Annotated in this window: 17 protein-coding genes; 16 read left to right on the forward strand and 1 reads right to left on the reverse strand. The window is 69.0% G+C overall.

Translation table 11 applies throughout. The features are described from left to right. Nucleotides 1–23 precede the first annotated feature (23 nt). The 16 genes from ACZ50N_RS03485 (at nucleotide 24) to ACZ50N_RS03560 (ending at nucleotide 18,557) form a co-directional block, all read left to right on the forward strand. The gene (locus ACZ50N_RS03485) at nucleotides 24–1,328 is read left to right on the forward strand and encodes an ROK family protein (protein WP_464474644.1); all 1,305 of its coding nucleotides are present in this window, start codon (nucleotides 24–26) and stop codon (nucleotides 1,326–1,328) included. 36 nt (nucleotides 1,329–1,364) lie between these two features. Beyond that, complete coding sequence (gene mshA, locus ACZ50N_RS03490) at nucleotides 1,365–2,675, forward strand: D-inositol-3-phosphate glycosyltransferase (RefSeq protein ID WP_046364968.1); 1,311 nt, start codon at nucleotides 1,365–1,367, stop codon at nucleotides 2,673–2,675. After that, a complete protein-coding gene (locus ACZ50N_RS03495) occupies nucleotides 2,672–3,187 on the forward strand; it encodes a type III secretion system chaperone family protein (protein ID WP_046364967.1) in 516 nt (171 codons plus the stop codon). Before mshA ends, ACZ50N_RS03495 begins: the two co-directional genes overlap by 4 nt. 19 nt (nucleotides 3,188–3,206) lie before the next feature. Further along, entirely contained in the window at nucleotides 3,207–3,959 is a 753-nt protein-coding gene (locus ACZ50N_RS03500; RefSeq protein WP_046364966.1) for a phosphoglyceromutase, read from the forward strand. Between the two features lie 137 nt (nucleotides 3,960–4,096). Next, complete coding sequence (locus tag ACZ50N_RS03505; protein WP_073683111.1) at nucleotides 4,097–5,272, forward strand: sensor histidine kinase; 1,176 nt, start codon at nucleotides 4,097–4,099, stop codon at nucleotides 5,270–5,272. A gap of 26 nt (nucleotides 5,273–5,298) precedes the next feature. After that, nucleotides 5,299–5,985, forward strand: coding sequence for a two-component sensory transduction protein RegX (gene regX / locus ACZ50N_RS03510; RefSeq protein ID WP_046364964.1), 687 nt, complete (start codon nucleotides 5,299–5,301; stop codon nucleotides 5,983–5,985). Nucleotides 5,986–6,636: 651 nt separating this feature from the next. Further along, entirely contained in the window at nucleotides 6,637–7,374 is a 738-nt protein-coding gene (locus tag ACZ50N_RS03515) for a glycosyltransferase family 2 protein (RefSeq protein WP_082164171.1), read from the forward strand. 24 nt (nucleotides 7,375–7,398) lie between these two features. After that, complete coding sequence (locus ACZ50N_RS03520; RefSeq protein ID WP_464474645.1) at nucleotides 7,399–8,376, forward strand: glycosyltransferase family 2 protein; 978 nt, start codon at nucleotides 7,399–7,401, stop codon at nucleotides 8,374–8,376. Beyond that, nucleotides 8,333–9,328: a glycosyltransferase family 2 protein gene (locus tag ACZ50N_RS03525; protein ID WP_464474646.1), complete on the forward strand. Its 996-nt coding sequence runs from the start codon at nucleotides 8,333–8,335 to the stop codon at nucleotides 9,326–9,328. Before ACZ50N_RS03520 ends, ACZ50N_RS03525 begins: the two co-directional genes overlap by 44 nt. Continuing rightward, nucleotides 9,325–10,623, forward strand: coding sequence for a glycosyltransferase family 2 protein (locus tag ACZ50N_RS03530; protein WP_464474647.1), 1,299 nt, complete (start codon nucleotides 9,325–9,327; stop codon nucleotides 10,621–10,623). The genes ACZ50N_RS03525 and ACZ50N_RS03530 overlap by 4 nt, the downstream gene beginning before the upstream one ends. Further along, complete coding sequence (locus ACZ50N_RS03535) at nucleotides 10,620–12,749, forward strand: family 16 glycosylhydrolase (protein WP_464474648.1); 2,130 nt, start codon at nucleotides 10,620–10,622, stop codon at nucleotides 12,747–12,749. The genes ACZ50N_RS03530 and ACZ50N_RS03535 overlap by 4 nt, the downstream gene beginning before the upstream one ends. Next, nucleotides 12,742–14,844: a hypothetical protein gene (locus ACZ50N_RS03540; RefSeq protein ID WP_464474649.1), complete on the forward strand. Its 2,103-nt coding sequence runs from the start codon at nucleotides 12,742–12,744 to the stop codon at nucleotides 14,842–14,844. The genes ACZ50N_RS03535 and ACZ50N_RS03540 overlap by 8 nt, the downstream gene beginning before the upstream one ends. Next, nucleotides 14,841–16,085, forward strand: a complete 1,245-nt coding sequence (locus ACZ50N_RS03545; protein WP_046364960.1) for a class I SAM-dependent methyltransferase — start codon at nucleotides 14,841–14,843, stop codon at nucleotides 16,083–16,085. The genes ACZ50N_RS03540 and ACZ50N_RS03545 overlap by 4 nt, the downstream gene beginning before the upstream one ends. Continuing rightward, the gene (locus ACZ50N_RS03550; protein ID WP_464474650.1) at nucleotides 16,082–16,882 is read left to right on the forward strand and encodes a glycosyltransferase family protein; all 801 of its coding nucleotides are present in this window, start codon (nucleotides 16,082–16,084) and stop codon (nucleotides 16,880–16,882) included. The genes ACZ50N_RS03545 and ACZ50N_RS03550 overlap by 4 nt, the downstream gene beginning before the upstream one ends. Beyond that, nucleotides 16,879–17,532, forward strand: coding sequence for a PIG-L deacetylase family protein (locus tag ACZ50N_RS03555; protein WP_073685044.1), 654 nt, complete (start codon nucleotides 16,879–16,881; stop codon nucleotides 17,530–17,532). The genes ACZ50N_RS03550 and ACZ50N_RS03555 overlap by 4 nt, the downstream gene beginning before the upstream one ends. Continuing rightward, nucleotides 17,529–18,557: an NAD-dependent epimerase/dehydratase family protein gene (locus tag ACZ50N_RS03560; RefSeq protein ID WP_464474651.1), complete on the forward strand. Its 1,029-nt coding sequence runs from the start codon at nucleotides 17,529–17,531 to the stop codon at nucleotides 18,555–18,557. The genes ACZ50N_RS03555 and ACZ50N_RS03560 overlap by 4 nt, the downstream gene beginning before the upstream one ends. Here the strand turns inward: ACZ50N_RS03560 and ACZ50N_RS03565 are convergent. Continuing rightward, the gene (locus ACZ50N_RS03565) at nucleotides 18,541–19,095 is read right to left on the reverse strand and encodes a dTDP-4-dehydrorhamnose 3,5-epimerase family protein (protein WP_464474652.1); all 555 of its coding nucleotides are present in this window, start codon (nucleotides 19,093–19,095) and stop codon (nucleotides 18,541–18,543) included. The genes ACZ50N_RS03560 and ACZ50N_RS03565 overlap by 17 nt on opposite strands. Nucleotides 19,096–19,098: the final 3 nt, after the last annotated feature.

Genomic DNA, 19,098 nt, shown 5'->3' on the forward strand with positions numbered 1-19,098 from the left:
CAGACCGATCCGGAGACGATTCCATGACCAGCTCGATCCCCGCCCGCTCGCACCGCACTCAGGCCACCAAGAGCACGCGGCCCACGCGGATCGGCGACGCTGCCCGCTACCCGCAGGCCCTGGTGCACCAGATCGTGCCCCCGGCGCTGCGGGTGCCCGAGGCGGCGGCCGCATTGGTGTTCGCCGCGGCGCGACACCGCGGACCGATCGCCCGCGACGCGATCGCAGGCGTCACCGATCTCTCGATCGCCACCGTCAACCGGCAGGTCACCGCGCTGCTCGAGTTGGGGCTGCTGCGCGAGCGCGCTGACCTGGCTGTCTCCGGCGCCATCGGCAGGCCCCGGGTGCCTGTCGAGGTCAACCACGAACCGTTCCTGGCACTCGGCGTGCACATCGGTGCGCGCACCACCAGCATCGTCGCGACCGATCTGCTGGGTCGCACGCTCGACGTCGTCGAAACGCCGACTCCCCGCGGGCCGCAGGCCGCGGCGCTCACCGCGATTGCCGGTAGCGCCCAGCGCTACCTGAGCCGGTGGCATCGCAGGCGTCCGCTGTGGGTGGGCGTCGCCGCCGGTGGCGTCGTCGACAGCACCACCGGCTACCTCGACCATCCGCGGCTGGGCTGGTCGGATGCGCCGGTCGGACCGGTGCTGGCCGAGGCGCTCGGCCTGCCGGTGTCGCTGGCCGCGCACGTCGATGCGATGGCCGGCGCCGAGTTGCTGCTGGGGCAGCGCCGCGCGCCCGGCCGCGCCGCGACCAGCCTCTACGTGTACGCCCGCGAGACCGTCGGCTACGCGCTGGTCATCGGCGGGCAGGTGCATTCGCCGGCCAGCGGCCCCGGCACGATCGCAGCGCTACCCGCGCACTCCGAACTGCTCGGCGGCAGTGGCGAATTGGAGTCGACGGTCAGCGACGAGGCCGTCCTCGTGGCGGCCCGGAAGGCGCGCATCGTGCCTGCCGACGGCCCTGGGTCGACGGTGACGGCCGTGCTGCGCGCGGCTCGGCAGGGGGACGAGGCGGCCGTCGCGCTGGTCACCGAACGCGCCCGCGTCCTCGGCGAGGCGGTGGCCCTGCTGCGCGACATGCTCAACCCCGACGACCTGGTGGTCGGGGGACAGGCGTTCACCGAGTACGCCGACGCGATGGATGTCGTCGAAGACGCTTTCGCCAGGCGCTCCGTGCTCGGCCACCGTGACATTCGGATGACGGCCTTCGGCAACAGGGTCCAGGAGGCGGGGGCCGGCATCGTCTCCCTCGGTGGCATATTCGCCGACCCGGTGGGTGCCATGCGCCGTGCCCAGGCCCGCCGCCCCGAGGTGAGTGCCTGACCAAGCGGTCTTCCCGCCGCGGTGTAGACATGACATGTGCGTCTGACGACCGACCCCCTGCCCGTGCCGCGCCGGGTGGCGGTGTTGTCCGTGCACACCTCACCGCTCGCGCAGCCCGGTACCGGTGACGCGGGCGGCATGAACGTCTACGTGCTGCGGACCGCCCTCGAGATGGCGCAGCGCGGTGTCGACGTGGAGATCTTCACCAGGGCGACGTCGTCGACAGACGCGCCGGTGGTCAAGGTGGCGCCGGGCGTGCTGGTCCGCAACGTGGCCGCCGGCCCGTTCGAGGGTCTGGAGAAGAACGATCTGCCCACGCAGCTGTGTGCGTTCACCGCAGGCGTGCTGCGTGCCGAGGCCACGCACGAGCCCGGCTACTACGACATCGTGCACTCGCACTACTGGCTCTCCGGACAGGTCGGCTGGTTGGCCGCCGACAGGTGGGCGGTGCCCCTCGTGCACACCGCGCACACGTTGGCCGCAGTCAAGAACGCCGCGCTCGCCGAGGGGGACACCCCTGAACCACCCCTGCGTGCGATCGGTGAGCAGCAGGTCGTCGACGCCGCCGACCGTCTCATCGTCAACACCGAACACGAAGCAGCACAACTGGTTTCGCTCCATCACGCCGATCCCGATCACATCGACGTGGTGTATCCGGGTGTCGACCTGACCACCTTCACCCCCGGTGACGCGTCCGCCGCGCGGGCCGCGCTGGGCCTCCCGGCCGCAGTGCCGATCGTGGCATTCGTCGGCCGCATCCAGCCGTTGAAGGCACCCGACGTGCTGCTGCGCGCGGCAGCACTGCTGCCGGGTGCGCACGTGGTGATCGCAGGCGGACCGTCAGGATCCGGCCTCGCGCAGCCCGACGGACTGGTTCGGCTGGCCGCCGAACTGGGTATCGCTGAGCGCGTGACGTTCCTGCCGCCGCAATCACAGGCCGGCCTGGTCGCGGTCTATCGCGCGGCCGACGTCGTCGCCGTGCCCAGCTACTCGGAGTCCTTCGGTCTGGTCGCCGTGGAGGCGCAGGCATGCGGCACACCCGTGGTCGCCGCGTCGGTGGGCGGCCTCCCGGTCGCGGTGCGGGACGGGGTCAGCGGCGCGCTGGTCGAGGGGCACGATCCCGCCGACTGGGCCGCCACGCTCTCCCGCGTGCTGGCCGCCGATGCCTCGACGCTCAGCCGCGCCGCCGGCGAGCACGCCGCCGGCTTCTCCTGGGGCCACACCGTCGACGGCCTGCTCGGCAGCTATGGACGCGCGATCGACGAGCACCGAGGGCGTCACCTTCCGACCGTCGCGGCCCGCAGAGGCGGGCGCCGATTCTCGATGCGCAGGGGAGTTCGGGCATGACCACACAGGACGTGCAAGCCGTCATCGAGCGCACGCTCGCCGAACACGATCTGCCCTACACCGTCCACAACGGCGCGGCAGGCGGTCTGCCCGGGCTGGTCGTCGCGCTGCCGGGCGAGCGCCGACTCACCACCAACACGATCCTCACGGTCGGTGAACACTCGGTCCGCGTCGAGGCGTTCGTCTGCCGCAAGCCCGACGAGAACTTCGAGGGCGTGTACAAGTTCCTGCTCAAGCGCAACCGCCGGCTCTACGGCGTCGCCTACACGCTCGACAACGTCGGCGACATTTACCTCGTCGGCCGGATATCCGTCGCATCGGTGACCGCAGAGGAGATCGACCGGGTGCTGGGTCAGGTTCTCGAAGCCGTCGACAACGACTTCAACACGCTGCTGGAGTTGGGTTTCCGCACCTCGATCCAGAAGGAGTGGGAGTGGCGGCGCTCGCGTGGGGAATCGCTGAAGAATCTCAAGGCGTTCGAGCATCTCATCGAGGACCACGACAAGAACTGACCCGTGAGAAGATCGGCGCATGGCAGATACCGCGACGCTGATCCTCGTTCGCCACGGCGAGAGTGAATGGAATGCGCTGAACCTGTTCACCGGGTGGGTCGACGTCGATCTGACCGACAAGGGTCGCGCCGAGGCCGCCCGAGCGGGTGAGCTGATCGCCGGGCAGGACCGGCTGCCCGATGTTCTCTACACCTCGCTGCTGCGCCGCGCGATCACGACGGCGAACATCGCCCTGGACAAGGCCGACCGGCACTGGATTCCGGTGCACCGGGACTGGCGGCTCAACGAGCGGCACTACGGCGCGCTGCAGGGACTGGACAAGGCCGAGACCAAGGCGAAGTACGGCGACGAGCAGTTCATGGCGTGGCGGCGCAGCTACGACACCCCGCCGCCGCCGATCGAGCCGGGCAGCACGTACAGCCAGGACGCCGATCCCCGCTATGCCGATGTGCCCGGCGGGGCGCCGTTGACCGAGTGCCTCAAAGACGTGGTCGAGCGCTTCGTGCCGTACTTCAGCGAGGTCATCGTGCCCGACCTTCGCAGCGGTAAGACCGTCATGATCGCCGCGCACGGCAACTCGTTGCGCGCGCTGGTCAAGCACCTCGACGGGATGTCCGACGACGACGTCGTGGGACTGAACATCCCGACCGGTATCCCGCTGCGCTACGACCTGGACGGCGACCTGAAGCCGACCGTCGCAGGCGGCACCTACCTGGATCCCGACGCTGCGGCTGCGGGCGCCGCGGCGGTCGCGGCCCAGGGCGCCAAGTAGTCGGCCGTCGGCGCCCGGCGAACAGAAGGTGAACGGCGGTGGGCGCCGGGCCGAACATCGGTCTGGAAGTGTGTGACTTGTCCGGTTTTGGCCGCACGCTGCTGGGATGACGTTCACCGAGTGCGTACGATTTTCGCGTGAGTGTCTCCTCGGCGCTGCTGCTTGCGGCGGTCGTGGCACTGCTCGCCGTGACGATCGGTGTCGTGATCGGCGTGGCGGCGGCCCCGCGTCTGCGCCAGCGGCGTGAGCGCCGCGCGGTCGAACAGACCGGCATCACCGTGTCCCAGATGCTGCGTCACGCGGTGGCCCAGTCCCCGGTCGGGATCGTCGTCGTCGACACCTACCGCGACGTGGTGTACACCAACGACCGCGCGACCGAACTCGGGGTGGTCCGCGACCGACTGCTCGATGACAGAGCGTGGCAGGCGGCTCAACGGACACTGGCCACCGGCGAGGACATCGAGTTCGACCTGTCGCCCCGCAAGCGGGAGCGGCCGGGACGGTCCGGGCTCTCGGTCCGCGGGCACGTGCGGCTACTGACCGAGGACGACCGCCGGTTCGCGGTGCTCTACGTCGACGATCAGTCCGAGCACGCGCGCATGGAAGCGACCCGCCGGGACTTCGTGGCCAACGTCAGCCACGAACTCAAGACGCCCGTCGGGGCGATGGGCGTGTTGGCCGAGGCCGTGCTCGCCTCGTCCGATGATCCGGAGACGGTTCGGCACTTCGCCGAGAAGATGGTCACCGAGTCCCACCGCCTGGCCAACATGGTCGGCGAGCTGATCGAGCTCTCGCGACTGCAGGGCGGCGAGCGGCTGCCCGATCTGGAGGCTGTCGACGTCGACACCGTGGTCGCCGAGGCGCTGTCGCGGCACAAGGTCGCCGCCGACAACGCCGACATCGCGATCACGACCGATGCGCCGACCGGCTTTCAGGTGCTCGGGGACGAGACGCTGCTGGTGACCGCGATCGCCAACCTGGTCTCGAACGCGATCGCCTACTCGCCCAACGGCTCCTCGGTGTCCGTCAGCCGCCGCCGGCGGGGTGACCTCATCGAGATCGCGGTGACCGACCGCGGAATCGGCATCGCGCCCGCCGATCAGGAGCGCGTGTTCGAACGCTTCTTCCGGGTGGACAAGGCGCGCTCCCGGGCCACCGGGGGTACCGGTCTCGGGCTGGCGATCGTCAAACACGTCGCCGCCAATCACAACGGCTCGATCCGGCTGTGGAGTCAGCCGGGGACGGGCTCCACGTTCACCCTGTCGATTCCCGCCTATCTGCGCGACGGCGATTCCGAAGACCCCGATGAGTGATGACGACCGAGAGGACTAGGACTGCGATGACCAGTGTGCTGATCGTGGAGGACGAGGAGTCCTTGGCTGATCCCCTGGCCTTCCTCCTGCGTAAGGAGGGCTTCGAGGCCACCGTGGTGGCCGACGGGCCGTCCGCGCTGGCCGAATTCGAGCGGTCCGGTGCCGACATCGTGCTGCTGGACCTGATGCTGCCCGGGATGAGCGGCACCGACGTGTGCAAGCAGCTGCGCTCGCGGTCGAGCGTGCCGGTGATCATGGTGACCGCTCGGGACAGCGAGATCGACAAGGTCGTGGGTCTGGAACTGGGTGCCGACGACTATGTGACGAAGCCATACTCGGCGCGGGAGCTGATCGCCCGCATCCGGGCGGTGCTGCGCCGCGGCGCCGACACCGACGATGCGGGCATCGATGACGGTGTGCTGGAGGCGGGTCCGGTGCGGATGGACGTCGAGCGCCACGTGGTCAGTGTCAACGGCTCTGCGATCACACTTCCGCTCAAGGAGTTCGACCTGCTGGAGTACCTGATGCGCAACAGCGGGCGCGTGCTGACCCGTGGGCAGCTGATCGACCGCGTGTGGGGTGCCGACTACGTCGGCGACACCAAGACCCTCGATGTCCACGTCAAGCGGTTGCGCAGCAAGATCGAGGCCGATCCGGCCAACCCGGTGCACCTGGTCACCGTGCGCGGGCTCGGGTACAAGCTCGAGGGCTGACCCGAGCGGGAAATATCTGCGTCTGAGCCTCCACTACGGGTGGAGGCTTAGTCGCGCGTGGGCTGCGGATCCGAACGTTACCGATGTAAAAATTTTGCTTGACGTTAACAGGCGACGCCGCGCGCCAAATTTTACGATTCACATTTCTGTGAAGTGTGTCACCTGCGGGGTGGTGACTGCGGTGATCAGAGATTTGCTAAGTCTGCACACCTGTGACGAGTTTGTGACCGACTGGAATGCGTATAATATTCGCGAAGGTGCAACACAGGCCACGTTTATGCAGTTTAAAGGGATGGTTGACCGTTCGAGTTGAACGCTGGAAATGAGCCCCAAAACGGTTAGCTGATAGGTCAAAATCTTTGCCTAGACGTCTGACGTGTCCGATGCTAGCGTTCCACTCGGACGTCTCCTGATCCGATCGATCGCAGCGCAGCGAACGCGTATTTGTTTGCGCTGATCGCAAGTTCTTGATGCCGTGGGCGACTGATGAGTAACCACGGGGAGCGTCGCCAACGTCGTACAGAACGGTCGAACAGAACGGGAGTCAGGGTGACTGAAGTGGTAGCCCAGAACGGACACGACGCGACTGCGCCGCGCACGGCCAGCCTGCGGGGTGCCAACCACAGCACCGGCCTGAGCGCCGGAGCTGGCATGGGCCGGCGGCCCGTGAGCCGACCGACGATGACGGTCAGCCTCGTCATCCCGGTCCGCAACGAAGCGCGCAACGTCGCGTGGGTGCTCGAGCAGATCACCGACGACGTGGACGAGATCGTGCTGGTGGACGGCAACTCGACCGATGCCACCGTGATCATCGCGCAGAGCTGCCGGCCGGACATTCGCGTGGTCACCCAGGAAGGTTCGGGCAAGGGCGACGCTCTGCGGACCGGTTTCCGCGCAGCCACCGGCGACGTGATCGTGATGATCGACGCGGACGGCAGCATGGCGCCGCAGGAGATCAAGCACTTCCTCCACTTCCTGTCCAGCGGCTATGACTTCGTCAAGGGCTCGCGCTTCATCGCGGGCGGAGGCTCCTCCGACATCACCCCGCTTCGCCGGCTGGGCAACAAGTTCCTGCTGCGGGTGTTCAATTCGGCATTCAAGGCCGAGCTGACCGATCTCTGCTACGGCTACTGCGCCTTCCATCGGCGCTACCTCGACGTGATGGCCTTGCAGGCAACAGGTTTCGAGATCGAGGCGGAGATGACCGTGCGTGCCATGCAGGCTGGGCTGCGCGTCACCGAGGTCCCGAGCATGGAGATGCCGCGCCGCCACGGTGCGTCGAACCTGCGGGCCTTCCGAGACGGAATACGGGTGCTGCGCACCGTCTTACGCGATCACGACCGTGGCGTCTCAGGCCGGGTGGTACAGGCCCTGGCGGCCGAGAAGTAGTAGTCGACCGGGGGGGAAGACGACATGACCGGGATCATCTCAACGAGTGCGCCTACGTCGCTGCCGGCGCCCATGCGCCAGAAGCAGAGTCGCGCGCCGCGTCCGCGGGTGTCGATCTGCATCCCCGCCTACCAGGCCGGCCGCCATCTGACGGCCACGCTCGAGAGCGCGTTGGGCCAGGACTACGAAGACTTCGAGATCGTGGTCATCGACAACAACAGCACGGACGACACCGCGGAGATCCTCGACGGGATCGCCGATCCGCGAGTTCGCGTGCTGCGCAACGACGCCACCGTCTCGATGATGGACAACTTCAACATCGCGGTGCGGGAAAGCCGAGGGAGTTACGTGAAGGTGGTGTGTGCCGACGACATCGTCGCGCCGAACTGCCTGCGCCTGCAGGCTGAGGTCCTCGACGCGATGCCGGCGGTCGCGCTGGTGTCGGCGCGCACGGACTTCGTCGACGACTTCGGCGACATGATGCGCCCCGCCCGCGGACTCCCGGGAATCGTGGGTCATCAGCCGGCCGGCCGCGTGGTGCGGCGGATCGTGCGCAGCGGCACCAACCCCATCGGGCCACCCGTGGCGGCGATGTTCCGGCGCGAGGAGTTCGACCGCTGCGGCGGCTTCCGGCATGTCACATCGTTCCTGAGCGAGCTGGACCTCTGGGTCCGGCTACTCGACCGCGGTGACTTCTTCGGCATTCCCAAGACGCTCGCGGCGTTCCGGATCGCCAGCGGCTCCACCACGGCGATGACCTCGGCACGCTCGCAGCTGCGACAGCAGCTGGGTTTCAGTGATGGCCTGGCCGCCGACACGCGCTGGCCTGTCACCACCGGTGACGTGCTGTACGGCCGGATGCGGTCCTACGACATGCAGCTGCGGCGCACCGGCTTGTACGCGCTGAGCAACCTGCGCAATCGGCGCCAGGACGCGGCCGAAAGACGAACCAGACGACGTGGAAAGGGCCCCTACGGCAATGCTGTTGCAGAACATCGATGAGCTGCAGGCGCGCCGTCCGACCCTGAGCCTGTCGGTCGTCGTCTGCGCATACACCCTGGCGCGCTGGGACGACCTGCGCCGAGCCGTGGATTCCGTTCTGTCTGAACGGGATACCGTCACCGAGCTGGTGGTCGTCATCGACCACAACGAGGAGCTCTTCGAGCGGGCGGCCGACCTCTTCGGCGCAGGTCCGCGCATCGTGCTGTGCCGCAACACCGGACAGCGTGGACTCTCCGATGCGCGCAACACCGGGGTGGCGGCCAGCCGAGGCGAGATCATCGCGTTCCTCGACGATGACGCGGCGGCCCAGCCGGGGTGGAGCGCCGCACTGCTCGCCCACTACGACGACTCCGGCGTGGCAGGTGTCGGCGGGTACGCCGCGCCCGTGTGGCCGTCCGGCAGGCCGCGATGGATGCCGGCGGAGTTCGACTGGGTGGTGGGCTGCAGCTACGTCGGGCAACCGCAGCACGTGACCGCGGTGCGAAATCCGCTGGGCTGCAACATGAGTCTGCGGCGATCTGTTTTCGCCGACATCGGGGGTTTCCGCTCCGAGGTGGGCCGGGTGGGATCGGTGCCGGTCGGCGGTGAGGAGACCGAACTGTTCCTGAGGTTGCGCGCGCAGCGCCCCGAGCAGCGGGTGCTGCTCGACCCGTCCGCAGCGGTGTCGCACCACGTCAGTGCCGATCGCGCCACGCCTCGGTACTTCCTGCGCCGCTGCTATCACGAGGGGCTGTCCAAGGCTGTGGTGACTCGACTGGCCGCTGCGCCGAAATCGCTGGACAGCGAACAGAGTTACGCCACCCGCGTGCTGCCGCGCGCGGTGGTCCGCGAGGTGGCGTCGCGGCAGCCCGGCGGTCGGGCGCGTGCGGCCATGATCGTCGCCGGTCTCGCCGTCACCACCGCCGGTTACCTGCGGGGCACCCTGGCTCGTCGGGGCGGTGGATTGGCATGAGTGACCTGACCCTGCCCGAGGCGACCATCGCCCCGGTGTTTCCGGCCGCGGAACGTCCGACCTGGGACGGTGCGACCTGGATCGGCGAGGTGTGGACCGACACACTCGATCTCGACACCGCCGCACCGCGGTATCGACTGCGGGACGCCGACGGGTTCGGCCAGGCGCGCCTTCTGGTGCGCGCCGACGCCGGTCCGTTGGGGTTCGTCACGCTCGACGTCACTGACGGAACCGTGGACGCCGATCGACTGCGCACGGCAGCGGCCGCGCTGCCGCAACCGGCGCCGTCCCCGGCTCTGCCGAGCCCAGCCCCGGCCATCACCGTCGTGATCTGCACCCGCGACCGGGTGTCGATGCTGCAGGCCGCGCTCGATTCGGTCCGCGCGGTGGATTACCCCGACGTCGAGATCATCGTGGTGGACAACGCCGCTGCGACCGACGCCACCCACCGCTACGTCGCCGCGCTCGGCGATCCGCGGGTGCGGGTGATCGACGAGCCGCGTCCCGGCCTGTCGCGGGCCCGCAACACCGGCCTGCTGGCGGCGGCGGGGGATGTGGTGGCGTTCACCGACGACGACGTGGTCGTCGACCGGCACTGGCTCACCGCCGTCGCGCGCGGGTTCACCCGCGGTGACAACGTGTCGTGTGTCTCCGGTCTGGTGCCCGCGGCGGAACTCCGGACCCCGGCGCAGGCCTACTTCGACGCCCGGGTCGGGTGGTCGGCGTGCCTGTACGCGCGTGTGTTCGAGTGGGCGGCACCGCCGCTCGACATCCCGCTGTTCCCGTTCGCCGTCGGCCACTACGGCACCGGTGCGAACTTCGCCGTCGATCGCGCCGCTGTGGTGCGGGTCGGTGGATTCGACGAGGCGCTGGGCGCCGGTTCCCCCACCGGCGGCGGTGAAGACCTCGACATGTTCTTCCGACTGCTGCACGCCGGCGGCACGCTGGTGTACGACCCGGCGTCGATCGTGTGGCACCGACACCGCGCCAGCAGCGAGGGGCTGGCGGCGCAGAGCCGGACCTACGGAATCGGTCTCGGCGCCTGGATCGCCAAGATCGCGCTGGACCCCGCGATCGCCCCACGGGCTTTCGCCACCGCCGCGCGCAAGGCGCCCCAGTTCGCGACCTACCTTGCGGATTCGGCGGCCACCTCGAAGCCGTCCGACGAACTCGTCGCTCTGCTCCCCGAGGGGCTCACCACACCGGCGTGGCGATCGGTGGTGGCAGGCTTCCGCGCCTACCGGGCCGCGCGCCGGGAAGGGCGGTCGGTGGCCCCATTGGCGGTGCCCCGATGAGTCCCGCACACTCAGTGCTCCGACGCGGCAATGCGGACGATGCCGGAGCCGACCCCACCGCCGCGCAGAACCTGCGGCTCAACACGGTCGCGCTGATCCTGTCGACAGCGTCGACAGGCGTTCTCGGCCTTGCCTTCTGGGCGGTGGCCGCCCGTCTGTTCCCGCCCGACCAGGTCGGTGTGGCGTCGGCCCTCATCACCTCCGCGGTGTTGCTGTCGACGATGTCCACACTGGGTATCGACGTTCTCTACGAGCGGTTCCTGCCCGTGGCCGGGTGGAACGCACCGCGCCTGCTGCGGCGCGGCTTCGTGCTCGTCGCCGCGATGGGTGTGCTGACCGGCGCCGCGCTGGTGGCGTTCGGCCCACGCGACCCCCTCTTCCAGACTCCCTCGGCGATGGTCGGTTTCCCGCTGATGGTGCTCGTGCTCGCGATGTTCGCCCTGCTCGACAAGGCGTCGGCCGGCCTCGGTGTGGCCCGCTGGGCCGCGGTGAAGAACCTCGTCCACGCGATCGCGAAGCTCGCCGCGGTGGCTGCGCTGGCGATCTGGGACCACGCCGCGACCATCGTGCTGAGCTGGACCCTGACCGCAGGTGTGGCGGCGCTGTGCACCTACGTCGTGCTGGATCGGCGCAGCCGCACCCAGCCGCGGTGGCATCGGGAACCGGATCTGCCGCCGCGCCGACAGATGTGGTCGTACTTCGGGTCGTCGTTCGGCATCGCGTCGCTGTGGTCGATCGGCCCGCTGGTGGTTCCGCTGATCGTCGTGACCCAGGTCGGAGAGGCCGCCAACGCCTACTTCGCCGTCGCGTGGGCGATGATCAGCGCGCTGTACCTGATGCTGCACCTGGTCGTCAGCCCGTACGTCGCCGAGGTGGCGGCCCACCCCGAGCAGATCTCCGCGCTGTCCTGGCGGATGGTGCGCACGCTGGCCGCCGTCGCGATCGCCGCATCGGCAGGCCTGGTGCTGGTCGGCCCGCTGATGTTGAGCATCGCCGGACCGGAGTACCGCGCCGAGGCGCACGGTCTGCTGTGGCTGGCTGCAGCGTTCCTGCCGCTGTCCGGGGTCGCCGCCATCTACGAGGGCTTCTCCCGCGTACGCCGCAAGCTCGGGCTGTATCTGAGCGTGCAGGCGTTGATGACCGTGGTGATCATCGCCGGCTCGTGGTTCGCCACCCGGTCGATGGGCATCGTCGGTGTCGGCTGGGCGTACCTCGCCGCCGAGACCCTGGCCGCGGTGATCCTGATCGGACCGTGCATCACATGGCTGCGCCGCGCCGGCTCCGACGACGGCCATGACGGAGACGACCGGCCCGGCGGTCGCAACGGGCGGGCCTGGCTGCGGGCCGGCACGCTGCTCGTGGTCACCATCGTGCCGATCACGCTGCTGGGCACGATCGACCGACCCACCGCGTCGGCGGCCGTGGTGATGTTCGACGACTTCAACGGCCCGGCGGGCAGCCGGCCCGATCCGGCGCGCTGGGGCTACGACCTGGGCGGCGGCGGCTGGGGCAACGGCGAAGCGCAGACCTACACCGACTCACCGGAGAACGCGGCCCTCGACGGGGACGGCCACCTGGTGATCACCGCCCGCCGCGACGGAGACGGATTCACCTCCGCCAGATTGACCACCCAGGGCAAGCTGTCGTTCGTGCACGGGCGCGCCGAAGCGCGGCTGCGTCTGCCCCGAGGCGCGGGCCTGCACCCGGCGTTCTGGCTGCTCGGCGACGACGTCGACCACGTCGGCTGGCCCCGCAGCGGCGAACTCGACGTCGTCGAGACCATCTCCGGTGCCGAGTTCATCCACAACGGGGCGATCGGCCCCGACTCCGACGGCAAGGAGTACAAGCTCGCGAGCACCGATCCGATCCAGCCGTCCTTCGTCGACGACTTCCACACCTACTGGGTGCAGCGGGATCCCGGCGTGATCACGATGGGTGTCGACGACCGCACCACCGCGGTGTTCCGCGAGGCGGATCTGCCCCCCGACGCGAAGTGGGTCTTCGACAAGCCGTTCTACCTCTTGCTGAATGTCGCCGTGGGCGGGTCCTGGCCCGGACCCGCCGACGCCTCCACACCGTCTCCGGCTGCGATGACGGTCGACTGGGTGCGGCTGACCAGTGACTGACCTCCTCGAACGTCCCACGCCGTCGCGCCCTCAGGCGCGTGGCCGGCATCGCGCCGTGCCGCCGCCGCGGCGTCGCATCGGCGTGTTGCGGCCAGAGTGGCTGACGTTGCTCTCCGCCGCGGCAGGTCTGCTCGCGCTGGCACCCATCGGCGCCCCGGTGCGGGCGGTTCTGCTGACCGTCTTCGTCCTCACCGGTCCGGGCATGGCGGCAGTGCTGTGGCTGCGAGTGCCCGTCGCGGCAGCCGCAGCGATCGTCCCGACGACCGGTATGGCCGCGGCCGCCGCCGCCACCGTGGCGGTGACGTGGCTGCGGGGGTGGCAGCCGGTTCCCGTGCTCCTCGCGCTGGTCGCCGTCGTGGCCGCCTCCGCCCTCGTGTGTGCGCTGCGCCGTCCGCACCCGCCGCTGCGCGTGCCCGCCGCGCTGCACCCGCAGAACTGGCGGGTGCGCGCGCCGTACCTCGTCATCGTCGCTGTGCTGTCCGTGTGGGCGGCAGCGCTCCCGGGCATGGCCGATGCCGAACCGTCCCCGTTCGGCCTGCTGGCCACCGGCACCGGACCGGTGCTGGTGGTGCTGGCCGCCGTGCTCGTCGCGGCGTTCGTGGTGGCGCTGCGCAGAGACGCGCTGCTGACCGCGGCCGCCGCGATCGCCGCCACCATCATGGTGCTGCGGCTGACCGCCACGCTGGTCACGGACTTGCCGATGTATGCGTGGACGTACAAGCACCTCGGCATCGTCGATTTCCTCCTGACCCATCGGGTCCTGCCGCCCACGGGGGTGGACGTCTACCGCGAGTGGCCGGCCTTCTTCACCACGTTCGCCTGGTTCAGCGAGGTCACCACGCTGAACCCGACATCGGTCGCGCACTGGTTCGCGCCGGCCATCCACGTCGTGTTGGCCGTGGTGGTCGGGTCGCTGGCCGCCACGCTGGGCCTGGACCGACGTGCGGTGCTCGTCGCGGTGATGATCGCCGAGATGGCCAACTGGGTGGCCCAGGACTACTTCGCCCCCCAGGCGTACGGCTTCGTACTCGGCCTGGGCATCGTCGTCGCGCTGCTGGCATCACGAATCGACCGGCGCGTGGGATGGCTGGCGTTCGCGCTGTTCGTGGCCCTGGTACCCACCCACCAGTTGACGCCGTACTGGATCTTCGGGGTGCTGGTGGCGTTCGCCGTCACCGGCCACCTGCGCCCCCGGTGGTCCCTGATCGGTTACGCAGCAGTGCTTTTCGGCTACCTGTATCCGCGACGCTACATCGTCTTCGAACACGGCGGGCTGTCGAGCCTCAACCCGCTGGCCAACGGTTCGGGCAACGCGGAGTACGCCGGCTCGGCGGCCAAGGTGGCCACGTCGCTGGTGTGCCGGGGCCTGTCGGCGACCATCATGCTGCTGGCCGTGGTGGCCGCGGTGGTGTGGTGGCGGCACAAGCGTCCGGTCGCGGTGCCCGTGATCCTGGCGTTCAGCCCGTTCGTACTGCTGATGTTCAGCAGCTACGGCGGTGAGGCGATCTTCCGGGTGTACCTCTATGCGGTGCCGGGCGCGGCCGTGCTGATCGCACCGCTCGCCGTGGCGGCCATCACCCGACCCGTCACGCACTACCTCGCGACCGTGGCGCTCGCGCTGATCGCCGCCGCGGGTTTGCAGGGCTACTACGGCAACTGGTACCTGAACATGGCCCGGCCGTCAGAGTTGGCCCTGCTCAACAACCTCGTCGACGGCGCCCATGCGCCGGCAACCCTGTGGAGCCTGCATTCGGCGGGGATGCCCACCCGTGCGACGGCCCGCTGGGTCGACTTCGCCGCGCGCAACGATTCATTCGACACCCCGATCGTCGAGAAGTGGCCCGGATTCCTGGACGGTTTCCCGGACGGCCGGCAGTTCGACGACGTGACGGCACAGGCCGCTGCGAGCCCGGGGGAGACGTACTTCATCTTCACCGACGACGCCAAGGCGGCCTTCGAGTACTTCGGCTACGCCACGGCTGACGCCGTCGGCCGGTTCGAAGCGATGTTCGCCGGCAGTCCGCAGTGGTGCGTGCGCCTGCAGGACGAGACCACCACCGTGTACCGCTACCAGGCGAAGGGATGTTCGCAATGATGTGCCGACTGTGCGGCTCGGCCAGGATGCACAGCGTGCTGGACCTCGGCGCCACGCCGCCGTGCGAGAAGTTCCTCACCGCAGACGAATTGGATGCGCCGGAGGCGACGTTCCCGCTGCATCTGCGGCTGTGCCAGGACTGCCTGCTGCTGCAGATCCCAGCGCTGATCACACCGGAGGACACGTTCACCGAGTACGCCTATTTCTCGTCGTATTCCGACAGCTGGGTGGACCACGCCCGCCGGTTCGTCGGCGATGCGGCGAAAAAGGTCGGCCTGCAGTCTGATTCGTTCGTCGTCGAGGTGGCCAGCAACGACGGGTATCTGCTCAGCCACGTCGTCGACGCCGGCATCCGATGCCTGGGCATCGAACCGTCGATCAACGTGGGCGACGCGGCGCGGCAGCGTGGAGTGCCCACGGTCTCGGCATTCCTCGACGAGCAGACGGCCGCTGACACCCGTGCTGAGCACGGGCCGGCCGATCTCGTCGTCGCCAACAACGTCTACGCCCACATCCCCGACCTGAACGGATTCACGCGCTCGCTGCGGACTCTTGTCGCCGACGACGGCTGGGTCAGCATCGAGGTGCATCACGCGCTGAACCTGGTGGCGCTCGGCCAGTTCGACACGATTTACCACGAGCACTTCCAGTACTACACCGTGCTGTCGGCGATGCGTGCGCTCGCGGCCGGGGGACTGTCGCTCGTCGACGTCGAGATGCTGCCGACGCACGGCGGGTCCATCCGGCTGTGGGCCCGACCGAGCGAACTCGGGGTCCTACCGTCGCCGCGCGTGGCCGACGCGCTGGCCGAGGAGGACCGCGCCGGCCTGCACGACGTCGGTGGATATCTCACGCTGCGCCCGCGCACCGAGACCATCCGGCACGAACTGCTCCGGTACCTGCTCGACTGCCGCGCTCGTGGCGAGCGGGTGGTGGGCTATGGCGCCCCCGGCAAGGGCAACACCCTGCTCAACTACTGCGGCATCCGCCCCGACCTGCTCGAGTACACCGTGGACCGGAACCCGTACAAGCACGGGCGTTTCACTCCCGGAACCCGCATCCCGATCCACGATCCGGCGCATTTGGCCAAGGATCAGCCCGACGTGATCGTCGTGCTGCCGTGGAACCTGGAGCGCGAGATCACCGAACAGCTGCGCTACGCCGGGTCCTGGGGGGCCCGTCTGGTGTACCCACTGCCCACCCTGCACGTCGTCGAACTGGCGGAAGGAAAACAACAATGAAGGTCGTCCTGTTCTGCGGTGGCTACGGCATGCGGATGCGCAACGGAAGCGACGACGAGATCCCCAAGCCGATGCAGATGATCGGCCCGCGGCCGTTGATCTGGCACGTGATGCGGTATTACGCCCACTTCGGCCACACCGATTTCGTGTTGTGCCTGGGCTACGGTGCCGAGCACATCAAGAACTACTTCCTGTCCTACCGGGAGTCGGTGTCCAACGATTTCGTCATCCGCGGCGGCAAGGTGGAATTGCTGCAGACCGACATCAGCGACTGGACCATCACGTTCGTCGACACCGGCGCCGAATCGCCCATCGGAGAACGTCTTCGGCGGGTTCGGCCCTACCTCGAGGGCGAAGAGTACTTCCTGGCCAACTACGCCGACGTGCTCACCGACGCTCCGATGAACGACATCATCGACGAGGTCAAGGAGTCCGGCGCCACGGCGTCGATGCTGATCGTCCCGCCGCAGTCGTCGTTCCACTGCGTCGATGTCATCGAATCCGGCCCGCACGCCGGCGCGGTCACCGGCATCACGCCGGTCTCCCGACTGCCCATCTGGGAGAACGGCGGCTACTTCGTGCTGTCGGGAGCGGTGCTCGAGATGCTCACCGAGAACTGCGATCTGGTCGAGGACGTGTGCGGCCGACTGGCCACCCGCGGAAAGCTCTACGGCTACAAACACCTCGGCTTCTGGAAGCCGGCAGACACGTTCAAGGAACGCGCCGAGCTCGACGCTGCCTACCGCAGCGGGGAACGGCCGTGGGCGATGTGGGAGCACGAGAAGGCGGTATCGTGATCGGGCTGCAGACCGGTGCGCTGCGTGAGATCGCGGTACTCGGTGCCCACTGTGACGACATCGCGATCGGCATGGGCGCAACGCTTCTCACGCTGAGCCGCGACAATCCCGGTCTCCGGGTGCACGCGCTGGTGCTGTGCGGCGCCGGCACGGAGCGGGAGGCCGAGGAGCGGGGTGCGCTGGCAGCGTTCTGCCCGGACGCCGAGGTGACGGTGACCCTGCTCGGAATCCCGGACGGCGCCACCCCCGCCCACTGGAACGACGTCAAGGACGGGTTGCGCACCTTCCGCAGAAGCTGCGAACCCGACGTCGTGTTCAGCACCCAGCGTGCCGACGCCCACCAGGATCATCGTCTGCTCGCCGAATTGACCCCGACCGAGTTCCGGGACCACCTGATCCTGGGATACGAGATCCTCAAGTGGGAGTCGGATACACCCTCGCCCAGTGTGTTCCACCCGATTGCGACGGAGATCGCGCTCGAGAAGGCCCGCCTGCTCCACAAGCACTATCCGTCGCAGACCGATCGCGACTGGTTCGACGAGGACGCGTTCCTCGGCCTGTCCCGCCTGCGCGGAATCCAATGCCGGAGTACGCACGCCGAGGCGTTTCTGATGGAGAAGACGATCGTGAGATTCGGGGAGACAGCATGAAGGTGTTGGTGACGGGGCATCAGGGTTACCTGGGCACGGTGATGGTGCCGGTGCTGCGGGCGGCCGGCCACGACGTCGTCGGGCTCGACACCGGATACTTCGCCGACTGCGTGCTGGGCCCGCAACCGGTGGACCCGCCGGCGCGCGGAGGCGACCTGCGCGACGTCACCGTCGAGCAGTTGCGTGGCATCGACGCCGTGGTGCACCTGGCCGCGCTGTCGAACGATCCGCTGGGAGCGCTCGCCCCCGACATCACCCACGACATCAACCATCACGCCTCGGTGCGGCTGGCGAGGCTTGCGAAAGAGGCCGGGGTGCAGCGCTTCTGCTACGCCTCGACGTGTTCGGTGTACGGCGCCGCGGGTGACGGTCTGGTCGCCGAAGATGCGCCGCTGCGTCCGCTGACCCCGTACGCGGTGAGCAAGGTCCGTGTCGAAGACGATCTGACCGCACTGGCCGACTCGGATTTCACCCCGGTCTTCCTGCGCAACGCGACAGCCTTCGGATTCTCCCCGCGCCTGCGCGCCGACATCGTGCTCAACAACCTGGTCGGCTCCGCGGTGCTGACCGGGGTGGTGCGCGTGCTGTCCGACGGGACGCCGTGGCGTCCGCTGGTGCATGCCCGCGACATCGCGGAGGCGTTCGCGCTCTGCCTGACCGCGCCCGCCGACGTGGTGTCCTGCCGGGCCTACAACATCGGCAGTGAGGCCAACAACGTCACCGTCGAGCAGATCGCCCGCCGCGTCGCCGACTCCGTTCCGGGTTCACGCGTCGACATCACCGGAGAAACCGGTGCCGACCCGCGCTCCTACCGTGTCGACTTCGCCCGTGCGCGTGCCGAACTCGGTTTCGAGGCGGCCGTGTCGGTGGCCGACGGTGCGGTGGAACTGGCCGACGCGTACACGCGGCACGGCCTGACCGCGGCCGACTTCGCGCACACCTTCACCCGGCTGGCCCGACTCGCTCACCTGCAGGGTGCCGGGAAGCTCGACGAGACGATGCGTCGTGTCAGCGAATTCGTGTGAGCAACTCCGCCCAGCTGCCCGCCGACGCGTCCCGTGCGGACACGATGGGCGGGTGCAGCGGCCACTCGATCGCCAGCGTCGGGTCCTGCCACGACACGGCCAGGTCGTCGGCCGGATCGTGGGCACGGTCGATCCGGTAGCACACGTCCGCCCAGTCGGTCAGCGCCTGGAACCCGTGCAGCATCCCCGGCGGCACGTACAGGTGCCGGAACGTGCTGTCGTCGAGCAGGAACGCCTCGTGCTGCCCGAACGTCGGCGACTCCGGCCGGGCATCGACGAGCACGTCGTGCACCGCGCCGCGGGCACACCGCACCAACTTGGCCTCCCCGGGCGCGCGGCGTCCGTGCATACCGCGCAGGACACCTCGGGCCGAGCGGGACTGGGAGTCCTGGAGGAAACCGGCCGCCGCTCCCGCGACACCGCGCCACTGGTCGAAGATCTCGGCGTCGAACGTGCGGGTGAACCACCCGCGCTCGTCGGGGTGCGGCTGCGGGACGAAGGTGACGACGCCGTCGAGACGGCTCGGTTCGATTCGCACGAG

Source organism: Mycolicibacterium obuense, assembly GCF_055397605.1.